The 18,378-nt window shown below is 66.3% G+C and carries 14 protein-coding genes and 2 pseudogenes; 11 read left to right on the forward strand and 5 right to left on the reverse strand.

Annotation, left to right across the window (positions count from 1 at the left end):
* From EET03_RS12545 to xerD, 4 genes are all read left to right on the forward strand, one after another.
* Positions 1-427 (forward strand): copper transporter (locus EET03_RS12545; RefSeq protein ID WP_167470632.1); only part of this gene is annotated, 427 nt, incomplete at its 5' end.
* A 158-nt stretch (positions 428-585) separates the two neighbouring features.
* Complete coding sequence (locus EET03_RS12550) at positions 586-2,346, forward strand: CTP synthase (RefSeq protein ID WP_075540660.1); 1,761 nt, start codon at positions 586-588, stop codon at positions 2,344-2,346.
* On the forward strand, positions 2,339-2,962 hold the full coding sequence (locus tag EET03_RS12555; protein ID WP_063471642.1) for an NUDIX domain-containing protein: 624 nt from the start codon (positions 2,339-2,341) through the stop codon (positions 2,960-2,962). Before EET03_RS12550 ends, EET03_RS12555 begins: the two co-directional genes overlap by 8 nt.
* Positions 2,959-3,900 carry a site-specific tyrosine recombinase XerD gene (gene xerD / locus EET03_RS12560; protein ID WP_075540659.1) on the forward strand — a complete coding sequence of 314 codons (942 nt, stop codon included), beginning with the start codon at positions 2,959-2,961 and terminating at the stop codon, positions 3,898-3,900. Before EET03_RS12555 ends, xerD begins: the two co-directional genes overlap by 4 nt.
* Before the next feature lie 144 nt (positions 3,901-4,044).
* Here xerD and EET03_RS12565 read toward each other — a convergent pair.
* The 3 genes and pseudogenes from EET03_RS12565 to EET03_RS12575 form a co-directional block, all read right to left on the reverse strand.
* Positions 4,045-4,360 (reverse strand): annotated as a pseudogene (locus EET03_RS12565) (transposase family protein); the annotation flags it as partial.
* 231 nt (positions 4,361-4,591) lie between these two features.
* Entirely contained in the window at positions 4,592-7,825 is a 3,234-nt protein-coding gene (locus tag EET03_RS12570) for a DEAD/DEAH box helicase (protein WP_075540657.1), read from the reverse strand.
* A gap of 114 nt (positions 7,826-7,939) precedes the next feature.
* Positions 7,940-8,692: an O-methyltransferase gene (locus tag EET03_RS12575; RefSeq protein ID WP_075540656.1), complete on the reverse strand. Its 753-nt coding sequence runs from the start codon at positions 8,690-8,692 to the stop codon at positions 7,940-7,942.
* Between the two features lie 147 nt (positions 8,693-8,839).
* On the opposite strand from EET03_RS12575, the gene EET03_RS12580 reads away from it, so the two are divergent.
* The 6 genes from EET03_RS12580 to EET03_RS12605 are packed head-to-tail and all read left to right on the forward strand — an operon-like array spanning position 8,840 to position 15,680.
* Entirely contained in the window at positions 8,840-10,066 is a 1,227-nt protein-coding gene (locus EET03_RS12580; RefSeq protein ID WP_075540655.1) for an inositol-3-phosphate synthase, read from the forward strand.
* Positions 10,024-10,908 (forward strand): SCO3242 family prenyltransferase, encoded by an 885-nt coding sequence (locus EET03_RS12585; protein ID WP_244232338.1) that lies wholly within the window; start codon positions 10,024-10,026, stop codon positions 10,906-10,908. Before EET03_RS12580 ends, EET03_RS12585 begins: the two co-directional genes overlap by 43 nt.
* A complete protein-coding gene (locus tag EET03_RS12590) occupies positions 10,908-12,329 on the forward strand; it encodes a TIM barrel protein (RefSeq protein ID WP_075540654.1) in 1,422 nt (473 codons plus the stop codon). The genes EET03_RS12585 and EET03_RS12590 overlap by 1 nt, the downstream gene beginning before the upstream one ends.
* The gene (locus tag EET03_RS12595) at positions 12,326-13,177 is read left to right on the forward strand and encodes a TatD family hydrolase (protein WP_075540653.1); all 852 of its coding nucleotides are present in this window, start codon (positions 12,326-12,328) and stop codon (positions 13,175-13,177) included. Before EET03_RS12590 ends, EET03_RS12595 begins: the two co-directional genes overlap by 4 nt.
* Entirely contained in the window at positions 13,177-14,295 is a 1,119-nt protein-coding gene (gene eboE, locus EET03_RS12600; protein WP_075540652.1) for a metabolite traffic protein EboE, read from the forward strand. The genes EET03_RS12595 and eboE overlap by 1 nt, the downstream gene beginning before the upstream one ends.
* The gene (locus EET03_RS12605; RefSeq protein WP_075540651.1) at positions 14,292-15,680 is read left to right on the forward strand and encodes an alkaline phosphatase family protein; all 1,389 of its coding nucleotides are present in this window, start codon (positions 14,292-14,294) and stop codon (positions 15,678-15,680) included. The genes eboE and EET03_RS12605 overlap by 4 nt, the downstream gene beginning before the upstream one ends.
* Here the strand turns inward: EET03_RS12605 and EET03_RS12610 are convergent.
* Positions 15,666-17,072: an amino acid permease gene (locus EET03_RS12610; RefSeq protein ID WP_082274369.1), complete on the reverse strand. Its 1,407-nt coding sequence runs from the start codon at positions 17,070-17,072 to the stop codon at positions 15,666-15,668. The two genes, EET03_RS12605 and EET03_RS12610, sit on opposite strands and share 15 nt — an antisense overlap.
* A 52-nt stretch (positions 17,073-17,124) precedes the next feature.
* Positions 17,125-18,306 carry a PPE family protein gene (locus tag EET03_RS12615; protein WP_075540661.1) on the reverse strand — a complete coding sequence of 394 codons (1,182 nt, stop codon included), beginning with the start codon at positions 18,304-18,306 and terminating at the stop codon, positions 17,125-17,127.
* Between EET03_RS12615 and EET03_RS31455 the strand changes: the two are divergent.
* Positions 18,305-18,378: pseudogene (locus EET03_RS31455) on the forward strand (IS607 family transposase); the annotation flags it as partial. The gene EET03_RS12615 and the pseudogene EET03_RS31455 overlap by 2 nt on opposite strands.

An 18,378-nucleotide genomic window follows, 5' to 3' on the forward strand; every position in this document is an offset into this window, starting at 1 on the left:
CGCCCCGCCCGTCGACGACGCTCAGCGCGGCACCGTGCTGACGGCGCTGCGCGAGACCGGCTTCATCACCTATCAGCCCGCGGATCACATCGACGTGGCAAACGCGGCGATCGTCATCACCGGCGGGAGCTTGCCCGCAGACGCCGGCAACCAGGGGGCCAGCGTGGCGCGGTTCGCCGCTGCGCTGGCGCCGCACGGTTCCGGCACCGTGCTCGCCGGCCGGGATGGCTCGTCGACCGGCAGCGCAGCAGTCGCCGTCACCCGCGCCGATGCCGGCATGGCCGCCACCATCAGCACCGTCGACGACGTCGACCTCGCGCCCGGCCGCATCACGGCGATCCTGGCCCTGCACGACCTGATCAATGGCGGTCACCCGGCCCACTACGGCACCGGTCACGGGGCCACCTCGGTGACTGTTCCCCAGTAGTCCCCAGTAGTCCCCCGGTAGTCACTCCGTAGGACCGGTCGGGCGTGTTCGCCGCGAGCCGGCGTCGCGGGTGTTAGGGTGGGATTCCGTGGGTCGGCAGGCCCAGCTAGGTCAGGCTAGAAAGGCAAGCCCTGCCCGTCTTCACGGAGGTCGCCCAGTTGCGCAAGCATCCGCAAGCTGTCACCAAGCACCTCTTCGTCAGCGGCGGGGTCGCATCCTCCCTCGGCAAGGGATTGACGGCGAGTAGCCTCGGCCAGCTGCTGACCGCCCGCGGGTTGCAGGTCACGATGCAGAAACTCGATCCGTACCTCAACGTCGACCCGGGCACCATGAACCCGTTCCAGCATGGCGAGGTTTTTGTCACCGAGGATGGCGCCGAGACCGATCTCGACGTCGGCCACTACGAGCGTTTCCTTGATCGCGACTTGTCCGGCTCGGCGAATGTGACGACCGGACAAGTGTATTCGACGGTGATCGCCAAAGAGCGCCGTGGCGAATACCTCGGTGACACCGTCCAGGTGATCCCGCACATCACCGACGAGATCAAACGGCGCATCATGGCGATGGCCCAACCCAACCCGGACGGACGCCGCCCCGACGTCGTGATCACCGAAATCGGCGGCACCGTGGGCGATATCGAGTCGCAGCCGTTTCTGGAGGCGGCGCGCCAGGTGCGCCACGACCTGGGCCGGGAGAACGTCTTCTTTCTGCACGTGTCGCTGGTGCCTTACCTGGCCCCGTCGGGCGAGCTCAAGACCAAGCCGACGCAGCACTCGGTGGCCGCTTTGCGCAGCATCGGTATCACCCCGGACGCGCTGATCCTGCGCAGCGACCGCAACGTGCCCGAAGCGCTGAAAAACAAGATCGCCCTGATGTGTGACGTCGACATCGACGGCGTGATCTCCACTCCGGACGCACCCTCGATCTACGACATCCCCAAGGTGTTGCACCGCGAGGAACTGGACGCGTTCGTGGTCCGCCGGCTCAACCTGCCGTTCCGCGACGTCGACTGGACCGAATGGGACGACTTGTTGCGCAGGGTGCACGAACCGCACGAATCAGTCCGAATCGCCTTGGTGGGCAAGTACGTCGAGTTATCCGACGCGTACCTGTCGGTGATCGAGGCGTTGCGGGCCGGCGGGTTCAAGCACCGGGCCAAGGTCGAGATCCTCTGGGTGGGTTCCGACGATTGCCAGACCGACGGCGGTGTCGCAGCGGCGCTGGGCGATGTCCATGGGGTGCTGATTCCAGGAGGGTTCGGCATCCGTGGCATCGAGGGCAAGATCGCGGCTATCTCGTATGCCCGGGCTCGGGGCCTGCCGGTGTTGGGACTATGCCTGGGCCTGCAGTGCATCGTGATCGAGGCCGCCCGTTCAGTCGGTCTGAGCCAGGCCAATTCGGCCGAATTCGAACCCGACACCCCCGATCCGGTCATCTCCACGATGGCCGACCAGCAGCGCATCGTGGCCGGCGAGGCGGATCTGGGCGGCACCATGCGCCTGGGCGCCTACCCTGCGGTGCTGGAGCCGGATTCCATTGTGGCGCAAGCATATCAATCGACGAAGGTGTCCGAGCGGCACCGGCACCGCTACGAGGTCAACAATGCCTACCGGGACCAGATCGCCCGAAGCGGCCTGCGGTTTTCCGGTACCTCACCCGACGGCCGGTTGGTCGAGTTCGTCGAATACCCGAGCGACCAGCACCCATTCCTGGTCGGCACCCAGGCTCACCCCGAGTTGAAGAGCCGGCCCACCCGCCCGCATCCGCTGTTCGTCGCATTCGTCGGAGCAGCAATCGACTACAAGGGAGGCGAGCTGCTGCCCGTCGACATCCCCGAGATGTCCGAGCCCGTGTCGAACGGAAACGAGCGTCGAGACGGCGTCGCGCAGCCGCTACCTGAACCCGCGACTCGTGGCTGAGCACGACTTCGAGACGATATCGTCCGAAACCTTGCATACCGGAGCGATTTTCGCGCTGCGCCGAGACCGGGTGCGAATGCCGGGTGACACCACCGCCGTCCGAGAAGTCGTCGAGCATTACGGTGCGGTCGGTGTCGTCGCAGTCGACGACGACGGCAACATCCCGTTGGTCTACCAGTACCGCCACCCGTTCGGCCGGCGGCTGTGGGAGCTGCCGGCCGGATTGCTGGATGCGTCGGGGGAGCCGGCGCATCTCACTGCCGCCCGCGAGCTGCAGGAAGAGGCCGGTTTGCAGGCCGCTGGCTGGCAGGTGCTCGTCGACCTCGACTCCACGCCGGGGTTCAGCGACGAATCGGTGCGGGTCTATCTGGCCACCGGGCTCAGTGAGGCGGAGCAACCCGAGGCGCACCACGAAGAAGCCGACATGACGGTGCAGTGGTTTCCCCTCGAGGAGGCCGCCCGGAAGGTGTTCAGCGGCGAAATCGTCAATGCCATTGCGGTGGCCGGGATTTTGGCCGCGCAGGCGGTAACCAGTGGGCTGGCCCAACCGCGTCCGGTGGACAGCCCCTGGATCGACAAGCCGACGGCCTTCATGGCGCGAAAGACCGCGCGGTGACGACACTGACCCTGGACACACAACTGCAGGGCTACCTTGACCATCTGGCGATCGAACGGGGCGTGGCGCCCAACACCCTGAGCTCGTATCGGCGGGACCTGCGCCGCTATACCAAGCACCTCGAAGACCGGGGGATCACCGACCTGGCCGGCGTCGGCGAGGACGATGTCAGCGACTTTCTGGTGGCACTGCGGCGCGGCGATCCCGAATCCGGGGCGACGGCGCTGTCCGCGGTGTCAGCGGCCCGGGCGCTGATCGCGGTGCGTGGGCTGCATCGGTTCGCCGCCGCCGAAGGCCTGGCCGACCTGGACGTGGCGCGCGCGGTGCGTCCGCCGACACCGGGCCGGCGGCTGCCCAAGAGCCTGACGGTCGACCAGGTGCTGGCCCTGCTGGAAGGCGCCGGCGGCGACAACCCGGCCGACGGACCGTTGACCCTGCGCAACCGGGCACTGCTGGAGCTGCTGTATTCCACCGGGTCGCGGATCTCCGAAGCCGTGGGTCTCGACGTCGACGACGTCGACACGCAAGTCAGGTCGGTGTTGTTGCGCGGCAAGGGCGGTAAACAACGGCTGGTGCCGGTGGGACGCCCGGCCGTGCACGCGCTGGACGCCTACCTGGTGCGCGGGCGCCCCGACCTGGCCCGGCGGGGCCGCGGCACGGCGGCCATCTTTCTCAACGCCCGCGGCGGCAGGTTGTCACGGCAAAGCGCCTGGCAGGTGCTGCAGGATGCGGCCGAGCGTGCCGGCATCACCGCGGGTGTGTCGCCGCACATGCTGCGGCATTCGTTTGCCACCCACCTGCTCGAGGGCGGCGCCGATGTCCGGGTGGTGCAGGAATTGTTGGGTCATGCCTCGGTGACGACGACGCAGATCTACACGCTGGTCACCGTTCATGCATTGCGGGAGGTGTGGGCCGGAGCGCACCCCCGCGCGACGTGACGGGTGCCGTCGGGCAACTGCCGTTCGCGCCGGCCCCAAAAGCGTTGGAGCAATGGTGAGTTCGACAGTAACACTTGAGGTTTCCTGCAAGTTGCCAATCTACCCTCTCATTCTTTTGGCTTGCCGGCTCCGGGCGTAGGCTGGCACCATGTCTTCGAAATCGCGGGTATGACGCGCACCCGGGCGCGCCCAGGGCAGCTCCTCGGTGCGCACCCCGCACTCGGGACAGTCCACCCGCCGGATCTCATAGACCAGCCACAGCTTGGATCCGCCCAAGTCCAAGTGGCGCCAGCCGCGCCGGCGCCGGTCATAGGGCGCTGAGCACAGCATCCCGCACGGGCAGCGCAGCCATCGGGCGCGCGGGCGCAGACTGACTTCGACATCGCGATCTTTGATGTCGACATCGGTCACCAGGCCCCGCGATCTGCAGCAGACGGTTAGATGTTGTAGAGACGCGCACGTGGTTGGCCTTCCGGTTGAGGTTGGTGTGGTAACCCCGAAACCTAGAGCCGCACCGCGTGCGCGTCCCTCATTTCACCGATGAAACGCTGACACGCATTGGCCAACTAAAACCGCCCTGAAAAGCACGAAAACTCTGGAGCGCCACATACATTCGATCATGGCGCGCGGGTAGGGTACGGCAAGATGGCGCCCAACTTCTGACTGTGAATAACGGCCAAGTACTCCGACCTCAGGTGAGCAGTCCGCGGATGTCGTCGGCCGTCAGCGCGGACGCGAAGGCGTTGCCGTCGTCGATCACGCTGGCAAAGAGCTTGGCTTTGCGCGCATTGAGCGCGATGACCTTGTCCTCGATGGTGTCGCGGGCGATAAGTCGATACACCATGACATTGCGCATCTGTCCGATGCGGTGGGTGCGATCGACGGCCTGGGTTTCGGTGGCCGGATTCCACCACGGGTCGAGCAGGAAGCAGTAGTCGGCCTCGGTGAGGTTCAACCCGAAACCGCCGGCCTTGAGACTGATCAGGAAAACCGGCGCAGTCCCTTCCTTGAACTGCTGAATCACCTTGGGACGGTTGCGGGTTCGCCCATCAAGGTAGCAATAGTCGATGCCCTCGGCGCCCAGGCGATCTCGCACCCGGCCAAGGAAGCGAGTGAACTGGCTGAACACCAGCGCGCGGTGGCCGCCGTCGGCGACGTCGCGCAGCTGCTCCACCAAGACATCGATTTTCGCGCAGGCCATCGCGTCATGCGCAGCGTCGACAAGCCCGGGATGCAGAGCCATCTGGCGCAGCACGGTCAGAGATTTCAGGATCGTGAATCGGTTGCGTTGCATGTCGTCGAGTAAGCCGAGCACCTTTTGACGTTCGCGGTGCAGTCGCTTGTCGTAGAGTGCGCGGTGCCGGGGAGGCAGCTCGATATCGAGCAATTGCTCTTGCTTGGCGGGCAGGTCGGCGGCCACAAGCTCCTTGGTGCGGCGCTTGACGAGCGGTTTGATCCGTCGGCGCAGCAGGGCCAGCAACTCGGGGTCGCCGGTCTTCTCGATGGGTTTGGCGTAGTAGTCGGCGAACTTGGCCGGGCTGGGAAATAGTCCCGGGGCGGTGATTGATAGCAGCGACCACAGCTCCATCACGTTGTTTTCCATCGGCGTACCAGTGATTGCCACCTTGACGGGGGCGGGTAGCCGGCGCGCGCACTGGTAGGTCTTGGCGTGCCGGTTCTTGACGTACTGGGCTTCGTCCAGAATGAGGCCGGACCAGGTTTGGGCGGCGTAGGCGTCGAAGTCGAGGCGGAACAAGGTATACGAGGTAACGACGATGTTGGTGCCGGTAGCCAGCTCGTCAAGGTCGATGCCGGCACGACGCAGGGTATCGCTGATCGCAGCCACCGACAGTTCCGGTGCGAACCGCGCGGCCTCTGCGGCCCAGTTCGCAACCACACTCGAGGGCGCCACCACCAAGAACGGGGCCGGACTCGGATCCTGTTGCTGGACATGGCAGATCAATGCGAGCGACTGGACCGTCTTGCCGAGTCCCATGTCGTCGGCGAGGATCCCGCCCAGCCCGTGGGCGTGGAGCGTCGCCAGCCACGAGAACCCGTCGGCCTGGTAGGGCCGCAGATCGGCGCGCAAGCCGCTGGGTACCGGCACCGGTTCAACTCCCTGTAGTGCGCGCAGTCCGCGAACCTGCCGACACCACTCGTCGGCCTGTTGGGTGACCACTCCCAGTGCGGCGAGTTCGTCGAACAGCCCGGCCTGGAACCGGCTGATCCGGGGCGGACCCTCATCGGCATCGGTCAGTGCGCGGGCTTCCTCGATCAGCCGGCGCAGCTTCACCAGCTCCGGCTTGTCCACCGCAAAGTAGGCTCCGTCGGCCAGTAGCACATGTGACTGGCTGGAGGCCAGCGCGGTGAACACGCTGACGAACGGAATCTGCTTGCCCTCAACGGTGATCGTGATGTCCAGGTCGAACCAGTCCGTCTGTCCAGGCACCGCGTCCGTGGCCACACCGATGACCAGGGACTCGCCCGCCTCCCGGTAGTCGACGGGGTCGCCGGTCACCTCCAGCACGACGTCGGACAGCCCGGTGAGCAGCGGTTGGAGTTCGGTGGTGAACCGCATTGTCTCCAAGCCGCACAATCGGGTTCGGGCAATCAGCCCGCCGTCGGGGGCGCGGAGCCCGAATCGCTCCAGTGGGGCGTCGATGCCGCGCGCAAGCCCGTTCTCCGTGTCCAGGTCACGGTAGCCTGGATCACCAGACGCACCCACATTGACGCGAAACTCGTTGTCGCCCACCCGGTACGCCCACTGCAGCGTCAACTCGACCTCGTGCCCATCCCGATAGTCGGCACGCAGCACCAACGTCGGCCCGGTGATCGTCGGCGGCGTGAACGAGGTGTCCGACGATGTGATGGCCGCGATGCGCCGCAGCTTCGGGTAGTACTCGGCGGTGAACTGCACCGCCTCAGCTGCGGGGATGGTCAGGATCTGATCGCCAAGGGTCATCCGCTGCAACGTCACCGAGACCGGCTGGTCCATCCGTGCCAGCCGCAGCCCGCCGTCGGTGCAGACAACGCCATGGCCCGAGGACCCGATGAACGCGACCGCTTGTGCGGCCGCTCCGTCGACTTCAAGCAAGGGCATGACGGTGAGGTTGCCCGACGCGTCGGCGGTGACGTCCAAGGACAGGCGTGCCGCGGCACACGGCAGCACGTCGTGGTGGTCCTGCGCGTGCACCAACCGCACCCCGACTCGGCGCAACTCGTCCAGTAGCGGCCATAATTGGGGTGACTCGAACTTCAGCAGCGAGATCGTCTTCATCTCCCCATACGAGGCATACGAATAGCCGTAGTAGCCAGTCTGATTCGGGGCCCCCGCCCGGTAGGCGGCATAGAACTCTTGGAGCACGCGGATGTGGGCGTCGGGATAACCGTAGTGTCGCAGCGCGGGCAAGCGGCCCCAGCTCAGGTCGGCGGCGACCCAGCCGCCGCGCTTACCCGGGCGCACCACCCGCGCGTCCAAGCCGCTCGCCGACAGGTTCAGCTCGATAGCCAGCGGGGTGCCGGCGGTGCTGCCCGGCGAAGATGTGGGGAACAACGAGTCCAGTGACTTGCGCCAGACCGCCGGAGCCGGGGGCACTGGCGCCCGTTGCGACCGTGTCTTCGTGGTCCCGCTGGCCGCGATGAGGATCGCGGCCACATGTTTACAGTCCACTTGCATGGGGCAGGTGCACAACCCGAGTTCGAGGTTCCAGGAGTCGGCGTAATCCGTCGACAGTTGCGCGGTGGTGGTGTAGGTGCGGCCCCGGTTACCGCGAACGCTGCCCACGAGACTGTCGTCGCCGGGGTTCCATGAACAACGCACCACTCGTCCTTCGCGCGCGTAGTCCAGGCCGCGCCGGTAGGTGTCGGCGCCCAGATGCGATTCGGCGTCGTCGAGGTCGATCGAGGGATATATCAGTGACTGCACGCCCGCACCGTAACGACCCGGTCCGACAAAACCCCGCAGCCACGCCTGCGCTAGACGAAAAGTGGTGCGGATGAGGCTCAGGATTCAGGTGTGACGACCCGGGCGTCAGGGCGACTACCCCAGGTACTCGGATTCCAGCACCAGGTCGGGCACCAGGGTCTGGTATTCGAGGTGGGCCTTGTGCTCCACGGTGTTCCACAGCCTGCCTTGCTCACGCCGCATGTAGGCGCGGTACTTCGGCGCGCCGGGCACCTTGACATTGTCGGCTACCACGATCGAGCCCCGATGCAGCCAATCCCGGTCCATGATGCTCTGCAGGTCGTCCAGGTAAACCTTCTTGTCGTGATCGATGAACACGAAATCCAGAGTGCCAGAAGCGAATCCGTGTTCACTTGCCAGCGCGTCCAGGGTGCGTCCGCCGTCGCCGATGGTGCCGACCACACAGGTCACCCGGTCGGCGACGCCGGTATGAGCCCAGATCTGCCGGGCATTGGCGGCGTTGGCTTCGGCCAGTTCGACCGAGTACACCCGGGCCGTCGGCGCCGCCCGGGCGATCCGCAGTGCGCCGTAGCCGCAGTAGGTGCCCAGCTCCAGCGCCAGCGCCGGGTTGGCGCGCCGCACCGCGGCGTCGAGCATCGGACCCTTTTCGTCGCCGATATTGATCAGCATCGACTTTTCGTAGGCGAACTTGTCGATGGTGGCCAGCACGTCGTCGATGTCGCCGGCACGGGCGTGCCGGAGTACATAGTCGACGGCGGCTGCTTCGCGACCGTCACCGATCTGACCCGTCCTGGTGAGGTTGCGGATCCCGGGCGCCATGCGCCACACCGACCACCGCAATGGGGCGATGCGTGCTCTGAAGCTCATCGTTGCCAGCTTACGTACAGTCATTGATCAGCCGAGACCAATGCGCGGTGTTAGCATCCTCTGCTTAGCATCCTCTGCTTAGAAAAACTAGTTTGTCACGCTCGATACATCAGATTTTTACAGCGTTCGGCGATCAAGGACGGCGCGATGGACCACGACGACACCACATCCCGGGTGACCGCGCAGCCCCGCTGCGGCCTGTGGCTCAGCGGTGCGCGGGGGTCGGTGGCGACCACGTCGATCGTGGGTCTGTATGCGCTCAGCGCCGGGCTGATTCCCGAAACCGGCTGCGTGACGGCGACTGCCGACTTCGCCGGCGTCCCATTGCCGAAATATGCCGATTTCGTGGTGGCCGGACGCGACCTTTCGACCGCCCCGTTGGCCAAGCGCGCCGAGGCTCTGGTCGAGGCGGGACTGCTGCCGCACCGAGTGGTCGCGGCGGTGTCAGATCGCCTGGCGGCCACCGAAGACGAGATCGTCGGTCCCTCATGCGTGGCCACGCCGGATCCGTCCACCGTCGGTGCCAGCACCCAAGCCGAACTGATCGACCGGCTCAGCGACGCGATGGGCTTGTTCATCTCGCGCAACGCACTTGACGTCTTCGTGGTCATCGACGTGGCATCGACGCAGCCGCCGGTGCCGGACCGCCCCGAGTACCACGACCCTGACCTGTTGCGGGCCGCGCTGTGCGAAAAGGACCGCATGGTGCTGCCGGCGAGCGCGCTGACCGCCTTGGCGGCGATCCGCAATGGCGCCGCCTACTCCTGCTTCACCCCGTCGCCCAGCATGGGGGTTTCCGCGTTGCGCAGCTTGGCTGACGAGGCCGATATTCTCTACGCCGGCCAGGACGCCAAGACCGGCCAGACCTTGCTGCGTACCGTGCTGGCGCCGATGTTCGCCAGCCGGGCGATGACCGTGCACTCCTGGGCGGGAACGAATCTGCTGGGCGGCGGCGACGGAGCCACGCTCGCCGACCCGGTCGCCGTGCAGTCCAAGCTCGTCAGCAAGCAGCGTGGCATCCAGCAGATGCTTGGCGGCGCCGTCAATGCCCCGCTGCATATCGACTACGTGCCCGACCTCGGGGAAACCAAGGTTGCGTGGGACCACATCCACGCCACCGGATTCCTCGGCGGTCAGATCACCCTGCAAACCATCTGGTCCGCACCGGATTCCGCCTTGGCGGCGCCGTTGGTTCTCGACGTGGCGCGCCTGCTCGCGATGGCCCGAATGCGCGGTGCGCACGGTGTCGTCGGGCAGCTCGGCTTCTTCTTCAAGGAACCGTGGGGCTCATCGACGCATTCACTTGCGGCGCAATACGAGGCGCTGGTGCAGTGGGCCAAGTCTTTTGCGACGCCGGTTTCGGCCGGGCAGTGAAGATCAAGGCGTACCTGGACCTGATGCGGGCACCTGCTGCGCTCACAGTGCTGGGTGACGCTGCGGTGGGCGCCATCTGGGCGGGGTATCCGCTGACCGGACGCCGGCTCGCGCTGCCGCTGGCGTCGGCGCTGCTGTATTGGAGTGGCATGGTGCTCAACGACTGGGCCGACCGCGAGCGTGACGCCGTCGAACGCCCCGAGCGGCCGATTCCGTCGGGCGAAGTGTCGGCCGGCACGGCGCTGTCGGTCGCAGCCGGCCTGGCCGGGGCGGGGCTGGCGACCGCAACGGCGGTCAGCGGCCGCCACGGCCTAGCCGCCGCGGGCCGAATCACGTTGTGCGTCGCGGCTTATGACCTAGTTGTCAAGGACACCGCCGCGGGGCCGTTGGTGATGGCGGGCTGCCGGTTCCTCGACGTGATGCTCGGCGCCGGCCCGAATTATCGGCGCGCGCTGGTTCCGGCGTCGGTGATCGGCGGGCACACCACGGCGATCACGGTGCTGTCCCGCAGTGAGGTCACGGGCTCGGAACGCCGATTGCCGGCGATCGTCGGCGGTATGGCGGTAGCGGTGGCCGCCTCGGCGATGGTGAGCACGCCCGGGTTTCGCGCCGCACCGGCCGCGGCGGTGTACGCGTGGTCGTTTGGCCCCGGTTTGTGGAAGGCGTGGCAGCATCCGACCGCCGAGGTCCTTCGCAGCGCGGTGCGCAGTGGCATCGCGTCGACGATCGCGGTCCAGGCGATGTTGGCCGCCCCGGCGCCGCGCACCATGCTGGCGTTGTGTGGGCTGGCAATTGGATTGCGGTTCAAAGTTTCCGCGTCCCGACCCACTGAGGTGACCTGATGCACGTTGGCTACAACACGAATGGCTTGACCGATCACCCGCTTGCCGACGCGCTCGCGCTGATCGCCGATCACGGGTATACCGCCGTCGCGCTGACCATCGGCTACCCGCATGTCCGACCGTTCGACTCCGATCTCGGTGCGCAGCTGGGCGCCTTGCGCGCGCTGCTGGACACCCACGGATTACAGGTGGCGATCGAAACGGGAGCGCGCTATCTGCTGGATCCGCGGGTCAAGCACAAACCTGCGCTGGTCGATATCGCCGCCGAACCCCGCGTCGAATTCCTGCGGCGGGCAATCGATATCGCCGCGGACCTCGGGGCCACCTGCGTGTCGCTGTGGTCGGGCTATGCCGTCGACTACAGCGACCCCGACACCACCCGGGAGCTGCTCGTCAGCAGGCTGGCGCAGGTGGTCGACTATGCGGACGGCAAGGCAGTCACGCTCGGATTCGAGCCCGAACCCGGAATGTTCGTCGAGACGGTTGAACAAGCCCGCGACGTGTGCCGGGCACTGGGTGATCCGCCGCAACTGGGCATCACGCTCGACGTCGGTCACTGCGTGATGACCGAGCCGGGCGGTGCGCAAGCGGCGATCGCCGACCTGGGCGACAAACTGGTCAACGTCCACCTCGACGACATGACACCACTCAAACATGAACACCTCGAGTTCGGCCATGGCGACCTCGATCTCGGGGCGGTGATGGACGCCCTGCAGACCAGCGGCTTCGACGGTGTCGCCTCGGTCGAATTGCCACGACATTGCCACGACGCACCGAATGTGCTGCGGCGCAGTATGTCCGCAATCAATCGCGCCAGGCTGCCGATCGCGGCACGCTCGTGGATCGACAACGCTGCGGCCGAGATCCGTAGCGGCCCGGACAAGATCCTGGAAGTCTTCCCCAAAGCCGAGCGCGCAATGTCGCAGGCCTCCGGCGATGCGACCCTGATGGCCCGAGTACAACTGCTCACCACGCTGGTCGCCGAAAATCCGGACGAGACAGCGGGTCCGCTCGTCGAAAAGCTGTACCAATGGGGGGATAGCGACGAACGCCTGGCCGTGCTCCGCGGCCTGGAGACGGCGGCGCTGGACGGCAACCTCGGACCGATTACCACAGCGGCCGGCGTGACGCTGGCCGAGGATGCGTTGCGGTGCAACGATCCGCGGCTGGTAGGCGCGGCACTCGGCGGCTTCGGAACACGGTTCCTGGCCCAGCCCACCTGGCGTCATGGCGTGATGAAGCTGATCTTCATGGAGGTTCCGTTGCGTGCCGTACCCGGCCTGCGCATCCGTGTCGATGCGGAATTAAGCCGGATGGCAACCGATTACATCAGCGAACGTACTGCGGCCGGACGGCCGGTGTCGGCCGACGTGCGGATGCTGCAGCAGCTGGCCGCCACGATGACGGAGGTGCCGGAGTGAGGATCTTCGACCCGCACATTCACATGACGTCACGGACCACCGACGATTACGAGGCGATGTATGTCGCGGGCGTGCGTGCCGTCGTGGAGCCGGCCTTCTGGATGGGTCAGCCCCGCACCTGCGCAGGATCGTTCATCGACTACTTCGACAGTCTCATCGGCTGGGAGCGTTACCGTGCGTCCCAGTTCGGTATCGCCCACAACTGCACGATTGCGCTGAATCCCAAGGAGGCCAACGACAGCCGTTGCCGGGCCGTGCTCGAGCAGATCCCGCGGTATCTGCCGAAGAACGGTGTGGTCGCCGTCGGTGAGATCGGCTACGACTCCATGACACCGGAGGAAACCTCGGTGTTCCAAACGCAATTGGAGATGGCCGCCGAACACGGCCTGCCCGCGCTGGTGCACACCCCGCACCGGGACAAGCTCGGGGGCACGCTGGCCAGCATCGAGCTGGTGAAGCGGGTCGGAATCGATCCGGGAATGGTGCTGCTGGACCACCTCAACGAGGTGACCATTGAGCCCGCCCGAGACAGCGGATGCTGGATGGGCTTCTCCATCTACCCGGACACCAAGATGGACGAAGCGCGGATGGTCGTCTTGATGCAGCGTTTCGGCCTCGAACGGATCATCGTCAACTCGGCCGCCGATTGGGGACGATCCGATCCGCTCAAGACGGTCAAGACCGCGAAGGCGATGCTGGCGGCCTCTTTCAGCGAAGACGACGTCGACCGGGTGATGTGGCGCAACCCGGTCGAGTTCTACGGCCAAAGCGGGCAACTTCGCCTGTTGAGCGAAGAGCAGCAGGCGGCCTTTGCCGGCAATACCATCAACCGCGGAGAAAAGCGCTGATGCTGTCCTACTGCAGCAACGTCGTCGCTGCCGACAGTCTGCAGGCGCTGGAGCACCAACTGCTGTCGCTGTTCGCGCCGGCTCGGCAACGCGCCGGTCTGGAACGCCTCGGCGTCGGCGTGTGGTTGCCGGCCGCCACCATGGCCCGGTTGGCCGCTGATCGAGCAGCGCGCAGCCGGCTGGCCGCGATTCTGGCCGACAACGGGCTTGCCGTGGTGACCATGAACGCTTTCCCCTACGGGGTCTTTCACGGCGATTCGGTGAAACATAAAGTATACCAACCGGATTGGACCACACCGGACCGGCTGGAATACACCCGCCACTGCGCCGAGGTGCTCAGTGACCTGCTGGCCGGCGCCGAACATGGCACCATCTCGACACTGCCGCTGGGCTGGAGCAACCCATGGGACGACTCGGCCGATGACCGGGCCCGGCAGACGCTGGCTGCGCTCAGCGACGCTCTGCGGCGCATCGAGCAGGAGTCCGGGCATCGGATCAGGTTGGCCATCGAACCCGAGCCCGGCTGCGTGATCGGATCATGCCATGACGCGATCGGTTGGTTCGGCCACGGCATTGTCGATACCCGCTACATCGGGCTGTGCCTGGACACCTGCCACCTGGCCGTGATGGGTGAGAACCCGGCCGAGGTGGTGGCCGGCCTGGCTGACATCGGAATCGACGTGGTGAAGATCCAGGCCTCCAACGCAATTGCGATCGACGACCTGGCCGCCGACGGGGTAGCCGAAGCCTTCGCCGAGTTCGCGGGCTCCCCGTATCTGCATCAGGTCAACGGCGTCGACGCCGACGGGCGCCAGTGGTTCCGCGACGACCTGTCCTTTGCGGACCCGGCGACACCGCGGACCGGCAGCGCCCGGGTGCACTACCACGTCCCGCTGCATCTAGCTCCGCCGGCACCGTTGAGCAACACGTCACCTGTACTTGCCGACGTGATGGCGATGCTGGGTGAGGGGGCACTATCCCAACCCGTTGACGTCGAAATCGAAACGTACACTTGGGAAGTTCTTCCGTCGTCGTTGCGGACGGGCAGCCTGGCTGACGATATCGCGGCCGAAATCCGTTGGCTGAAAGATCTGTTGTGCGAACGGGACGCGGCATGACCCGACGAGTTCTACTGGTCAACGTCGTCGGGCTCACCCAACCGCTGCTGCGGCACATGCCGAATCTCTTCGCGCTTGCCGCTTCGGGCGCGATGCGACAACTGGCGCCGGTGTTCCCGGCGGTCACCTGCTCGGTGCAGTCGTCGATGGTCACCGGCCTGATGCCCAACCAGCACGGAATCGTCGGCAACGGCTGGTATTTCCGTGACCTTGGCGAGGTGCTGCTGTGGCGGCAGAGCAACAAGCTGGTTGCGGGGGAGAAGGTTTGGGAGACCGCTGCCGGGCGCTTCGACGGGTACACCTCGGCGAACGTCGGCTGGTGGTATGCGATGAACGCGAGCAACGACGTGATCGTCACACCCCGGCCGGTGTATCACCAAGACGGACGCAAATCGCCGGACTGCTACGTCGTGCCGTCGGATCTGCACGACATCCTGACCGACAAGCTGGGCGTGTTCCCGCTCTTTCAGTACTGGGGCCCGACGGCCGACATCACGTCGTCGCGCTGGCTGGTGGATGCCTCTCTGGAAATCCTGCAACGTTATTCGCCCACCCTGCTCACCGCGTATATCCCGCACCTGGACTACGACTTTCAGCGCTACGGTCCCCGGTCACCGCAGGCCGTCACCGCCGCCGCGGACGTCGACGCGGCGCTGGCCCCCTTGCTGGCGGCGGCCGCCGAGCACGACATGACGACCATCGTCGTCTCCGAATACGGGATCGCGCCGGCCAACAACCCGGTGGACATCAACCGTCAACTCCGGCGGGAAGGGTATCTGACTGTCTACACCCAGCAGGGCCGGGAATACCTGGACCCGTGGACTTCGCGGGCGTTCGCCGTCGCCGACCATCAGGCCGCCCATATCTATGTGCGCGATCAGTCCGATATCGCCCGGGTAGCGGGCCTGGTCGAAGCGCTTGCCGGCGTGGATCAGGTCATGGACCGAAACACGCAGCAGCGCTTGGCAATTGATCATCCGCGGGCAGGTGAGCTAGTGGCGGTCGCCGAACCGGGTGCCTGGTTCACCTACTACTACTGGCTCGACGACGCCCGGGCTCCGGAGTTCGCGCCGTGTGTGGACATTCATCGCAAGCCGGGATACGACCCCGCCGAGTTGCTGATGAACCCCGACGATCGGACCGTCAAAGCCAAAGCCGCCGCGGCACTGGCCAAGAAGGCGCTGGGCCTTCGATACACCATGGGTGTCATCGCTCTCAACGGCAAGCATGTCGGCGGCACGCACGGCAGGCTGCCGGATGGCGACGAGGACACGCCGCTGATCATCGCCTCGTCGCCAGACCTGCTGCCGGATCAGGCCGCGCCCATGCCGGTCACCGCGGTGCGTGACGTGGTTCTCGAGGCCCACGGCTCACGGCAACACTGAGCGCTCGCCGCTGATCGAGCCGTCGACGATGCCGTGTACGCTCACGGCTCGCCGCCGGACCATCAGCCAACCCCCGGTCAGGGTCACGAACCAGAGGGGGACCAGCGCCAACGCGACTGCGGTTTCCGTCTTGGTGGTGAGGGTCCAGATCACGAAGGCAAAGAAGGCCAGCACCGCCCAACACATGCTGACACCGCCGGGCATCTTGTAGATGGAGCCGGCGTGACGCTGTGGGTGCCGTCGGCGGTACACGAGGTAGCTGACGACGATCGTCGTCCACACGAACATGAAGAGCAGCGAGGCGACGGTGGTGATCAGTGTGAAGGCGCCGATCACCGAACCGCCCGCGTAGAGCAGCGGGATGGAGGTCAGCAGCAGCGGAGCGGTGAACACGATGGCCGCCGCGGGCACCCCCCCGCGGTTGAGCCGTTGGAACACTGCCGGCGCGCTGCCCTCGTCGGCCAGGCCGAACAGCATCCGGCCGGTGGAAAACACCCCGGAGTTCGCCGAGGAGGCGGCCGCGGTGGTCACCACGAAGTTGACGACCGACGCCGCCGCGGCCAGACCCGCCAGCGAGAACATTGTCACGAACGGGGATTGGCCACTGGCAAACCGCCGCCAGGGCACCACGGCCAGGATTGCCACCAGCGCGCCGACGTAGAAGATCGCCACGCGCACCGGAACGGCGTTGATCGCCCGGGGAATGGTGCGGCGCGGGTTTGCCGTTTCGCCGGCGGCGGTGCCGACGAGTTCGACACCGATGTAGGCGAAGAACGCGATCTGGAAGCCACTGGCCAAGCCCATGAAGCCCTGGGGGAACAATCCGCCGTCGTTCCAAAGGTTTTCGATCGTCGCCCGATCCCCTTGCGGGGAAACGAAGTTGGTCACCACCAGGAATGCGCCCAAGAGGATGAGGCTCAGTATCGCCACGACCTTGATCAACGCCAGCCAGAATTCCATCTCGCCGAAATGGCCGACGCTGAACAAGTTGACCGTCAGGATGAGGCCAACAGTGAGCAGAGCCGGTAACCAAACCGGCGAGGCGGGCCACCAGAACCTGGCGTAGCCGGTGATCGCGACGAGGTCTGCGATGCCGGTGACGACCCAGGCGAACCAGTACGACCACCCCAGATAAAACGCTGCGGCGGGCCCCAACAGGTCGGCAGTGAAATCGACGAACGACTTGTAGTTCAGGTTCGACAGCAGCAATTCACCCATCGCCCGCAGGACGAAAAACACGAAGAACCCGATGATTGCGTAAACCACCAGAACGGCGGGGCCGGCAAGGGAGATGGTGCGTCCGGACCCCATGAACAGGCCGGTGCCGATCGCACCCCCGATCGCGATCAGCTGGATGTGACGGTTGGAAAGCCTGCGCTGCAGGTGCGGCATGTGGGGGTCCTCATCACGTGGTGGATTGCATTGTGCACCACCGCAGCGGCGGTCACCCCGCAAATGGCGGCCGGGACATCACGGTGACCCGAAACCCATACTTGGGACCCGCGCCCGCGGCGGCAGCGCCCGGGCCGGCCAGTGGCATTCCGCCCAGCAGGCCTCCCGGCGCACCGACCTCCGGCGGGTTGACGATGTCGCTGGCCAACGGTGCAGCGTCCGCGACCGCCGGGCCCAGGCCCGGATTGGCTGACCAGGTGGGCGGCACCGACAACTTGCCGAGGGCGGATGCGTTGCCCAAACCGGCGGTTACCGGCCCGGCGCCGCCGAGAGCCGCAGGCGCGGCGCCTGCCGCAGCTGAGGTCGCTGCGGCCGCGGCGGCCGAGGTTTCCGCGGCCTCCGGGCCGATCCAGCCGAGCGCCCGCCACGACGTGATCAGGCTGTTGCCGATACCGATGGCGAAATACGGCAGACCCACGGTGTTGTAGATGAGTTGTGATATCGGCATATACCAGTCGATGAGCCACTGCAGCCATCCCGGATTCGAGGTCAAACCCCCAGCAGTCAGGACCGACGAGACGGGCGATGCGAGTCCCAGCAGCATGCTCGGCAGCTCAGCAATGAGCCCCGACAACGTGTTCTGCGCCGCGCCGGCCGCGGTCGCGGCGGCTTGGGTGACCGCGGTGGACTGCGTTGCGGCCGCGGCGGGGCTGGTGATGTGCGGCGGCGGGGTGTACGGGGTCAGCTGCGCCGCGCTCGCCGAGGAACCCGCATAGCTGTACATCGCCCTGGCGTCCTGCGCCCACATCTCGGCGTATTGAGCTTCCAGGGCCGCGATCGCGGCGCCGTATTGTCCGTACACGTTTTTCGCGATGAGCGATGCCAGCTGAGCGCGATTGGCCGCAATGAGCGGTGGGGGCACCACGGCGGCGAACGCCGTCTCGAATGCGGCGGCCGCCGCCCGCGCCTGAGTTGCGGCCTGCTCGGCCTGCGCGGCGGCGGCTCGCATCCACGCCAGGTACGGTGCGACCGCCTCGATCATCAGCGTCGACGCCGAACCCAGCCATTCTTCGGCATGCAGCGCCATCACCACCCGCTGGTAGCCGTCGGCGGCCAAACTCAGCTCGGAAGCCAGCCCGCTCCAGGCCGACGCCGCCGCCACCAGCGGGGCTGCCAGCTGTTGCGGGTTGAGTGGTCGGTAGTTGTCAGTGGTGTGCGGTAGGAACAAAGGTATGAATCTGGCGGCGTGGGCTGAGCGCAATGGTGTTGCGCGGGTGACTGCGTATCGCTGGTTTCGCGCTGGTCT

The organism is Mycobacterium innocens, from assembly GCF_900566055.1.
GTDB lineage: Bacteria > Actinomycetota > Actinomycetes > Mycobacteriales > Mycobacteriaceae > Mycobacterium > Mycobacterium innocens.

Coding starts and splice junctions, on each gene's coding strand:
- EET03_RS12575 (WP_075540656.1), bottom strand. CDS start 8,692: ATGAGCTTCAGAGCACGCATCGCCCCATTGCGGTGGTCGGTGTGGCGC.
- EET03_RS12580 (WP_075540655.1), top strand. CDS start 8,840: ATGGACCACGACGACACCACATCCCGGGTGACCGCGCAGCCCCGCTGC.
- EET03_RS12590 (WP_075540654.1), top strand. CDS start 10,908: ATGCACGTTGGCTACAACACGAATGGCTTGACCGATCACCCGCTTGCC.
- eboE (WP_075540652.1), top strand. CDS start 13,177: ATGCTGTCCTACTGCAGCAACGTCGTCGCTGCCGACAGTCTGCAGGCG.
- EET03_RS12605 (WP_075540651.1), top strand. CDS start 14,292: ATGACCCGACGAGTTCTACTGGTCAACGTCGTCGGGCTCACCCAACCG.
- EET03_RS12610 (WP_082274369.1), bottom strand. CDS start 17,072: ATGCCGCACCTGCAGCGCAGGCTTTCCAACCGTCACATCCAGCTGATC.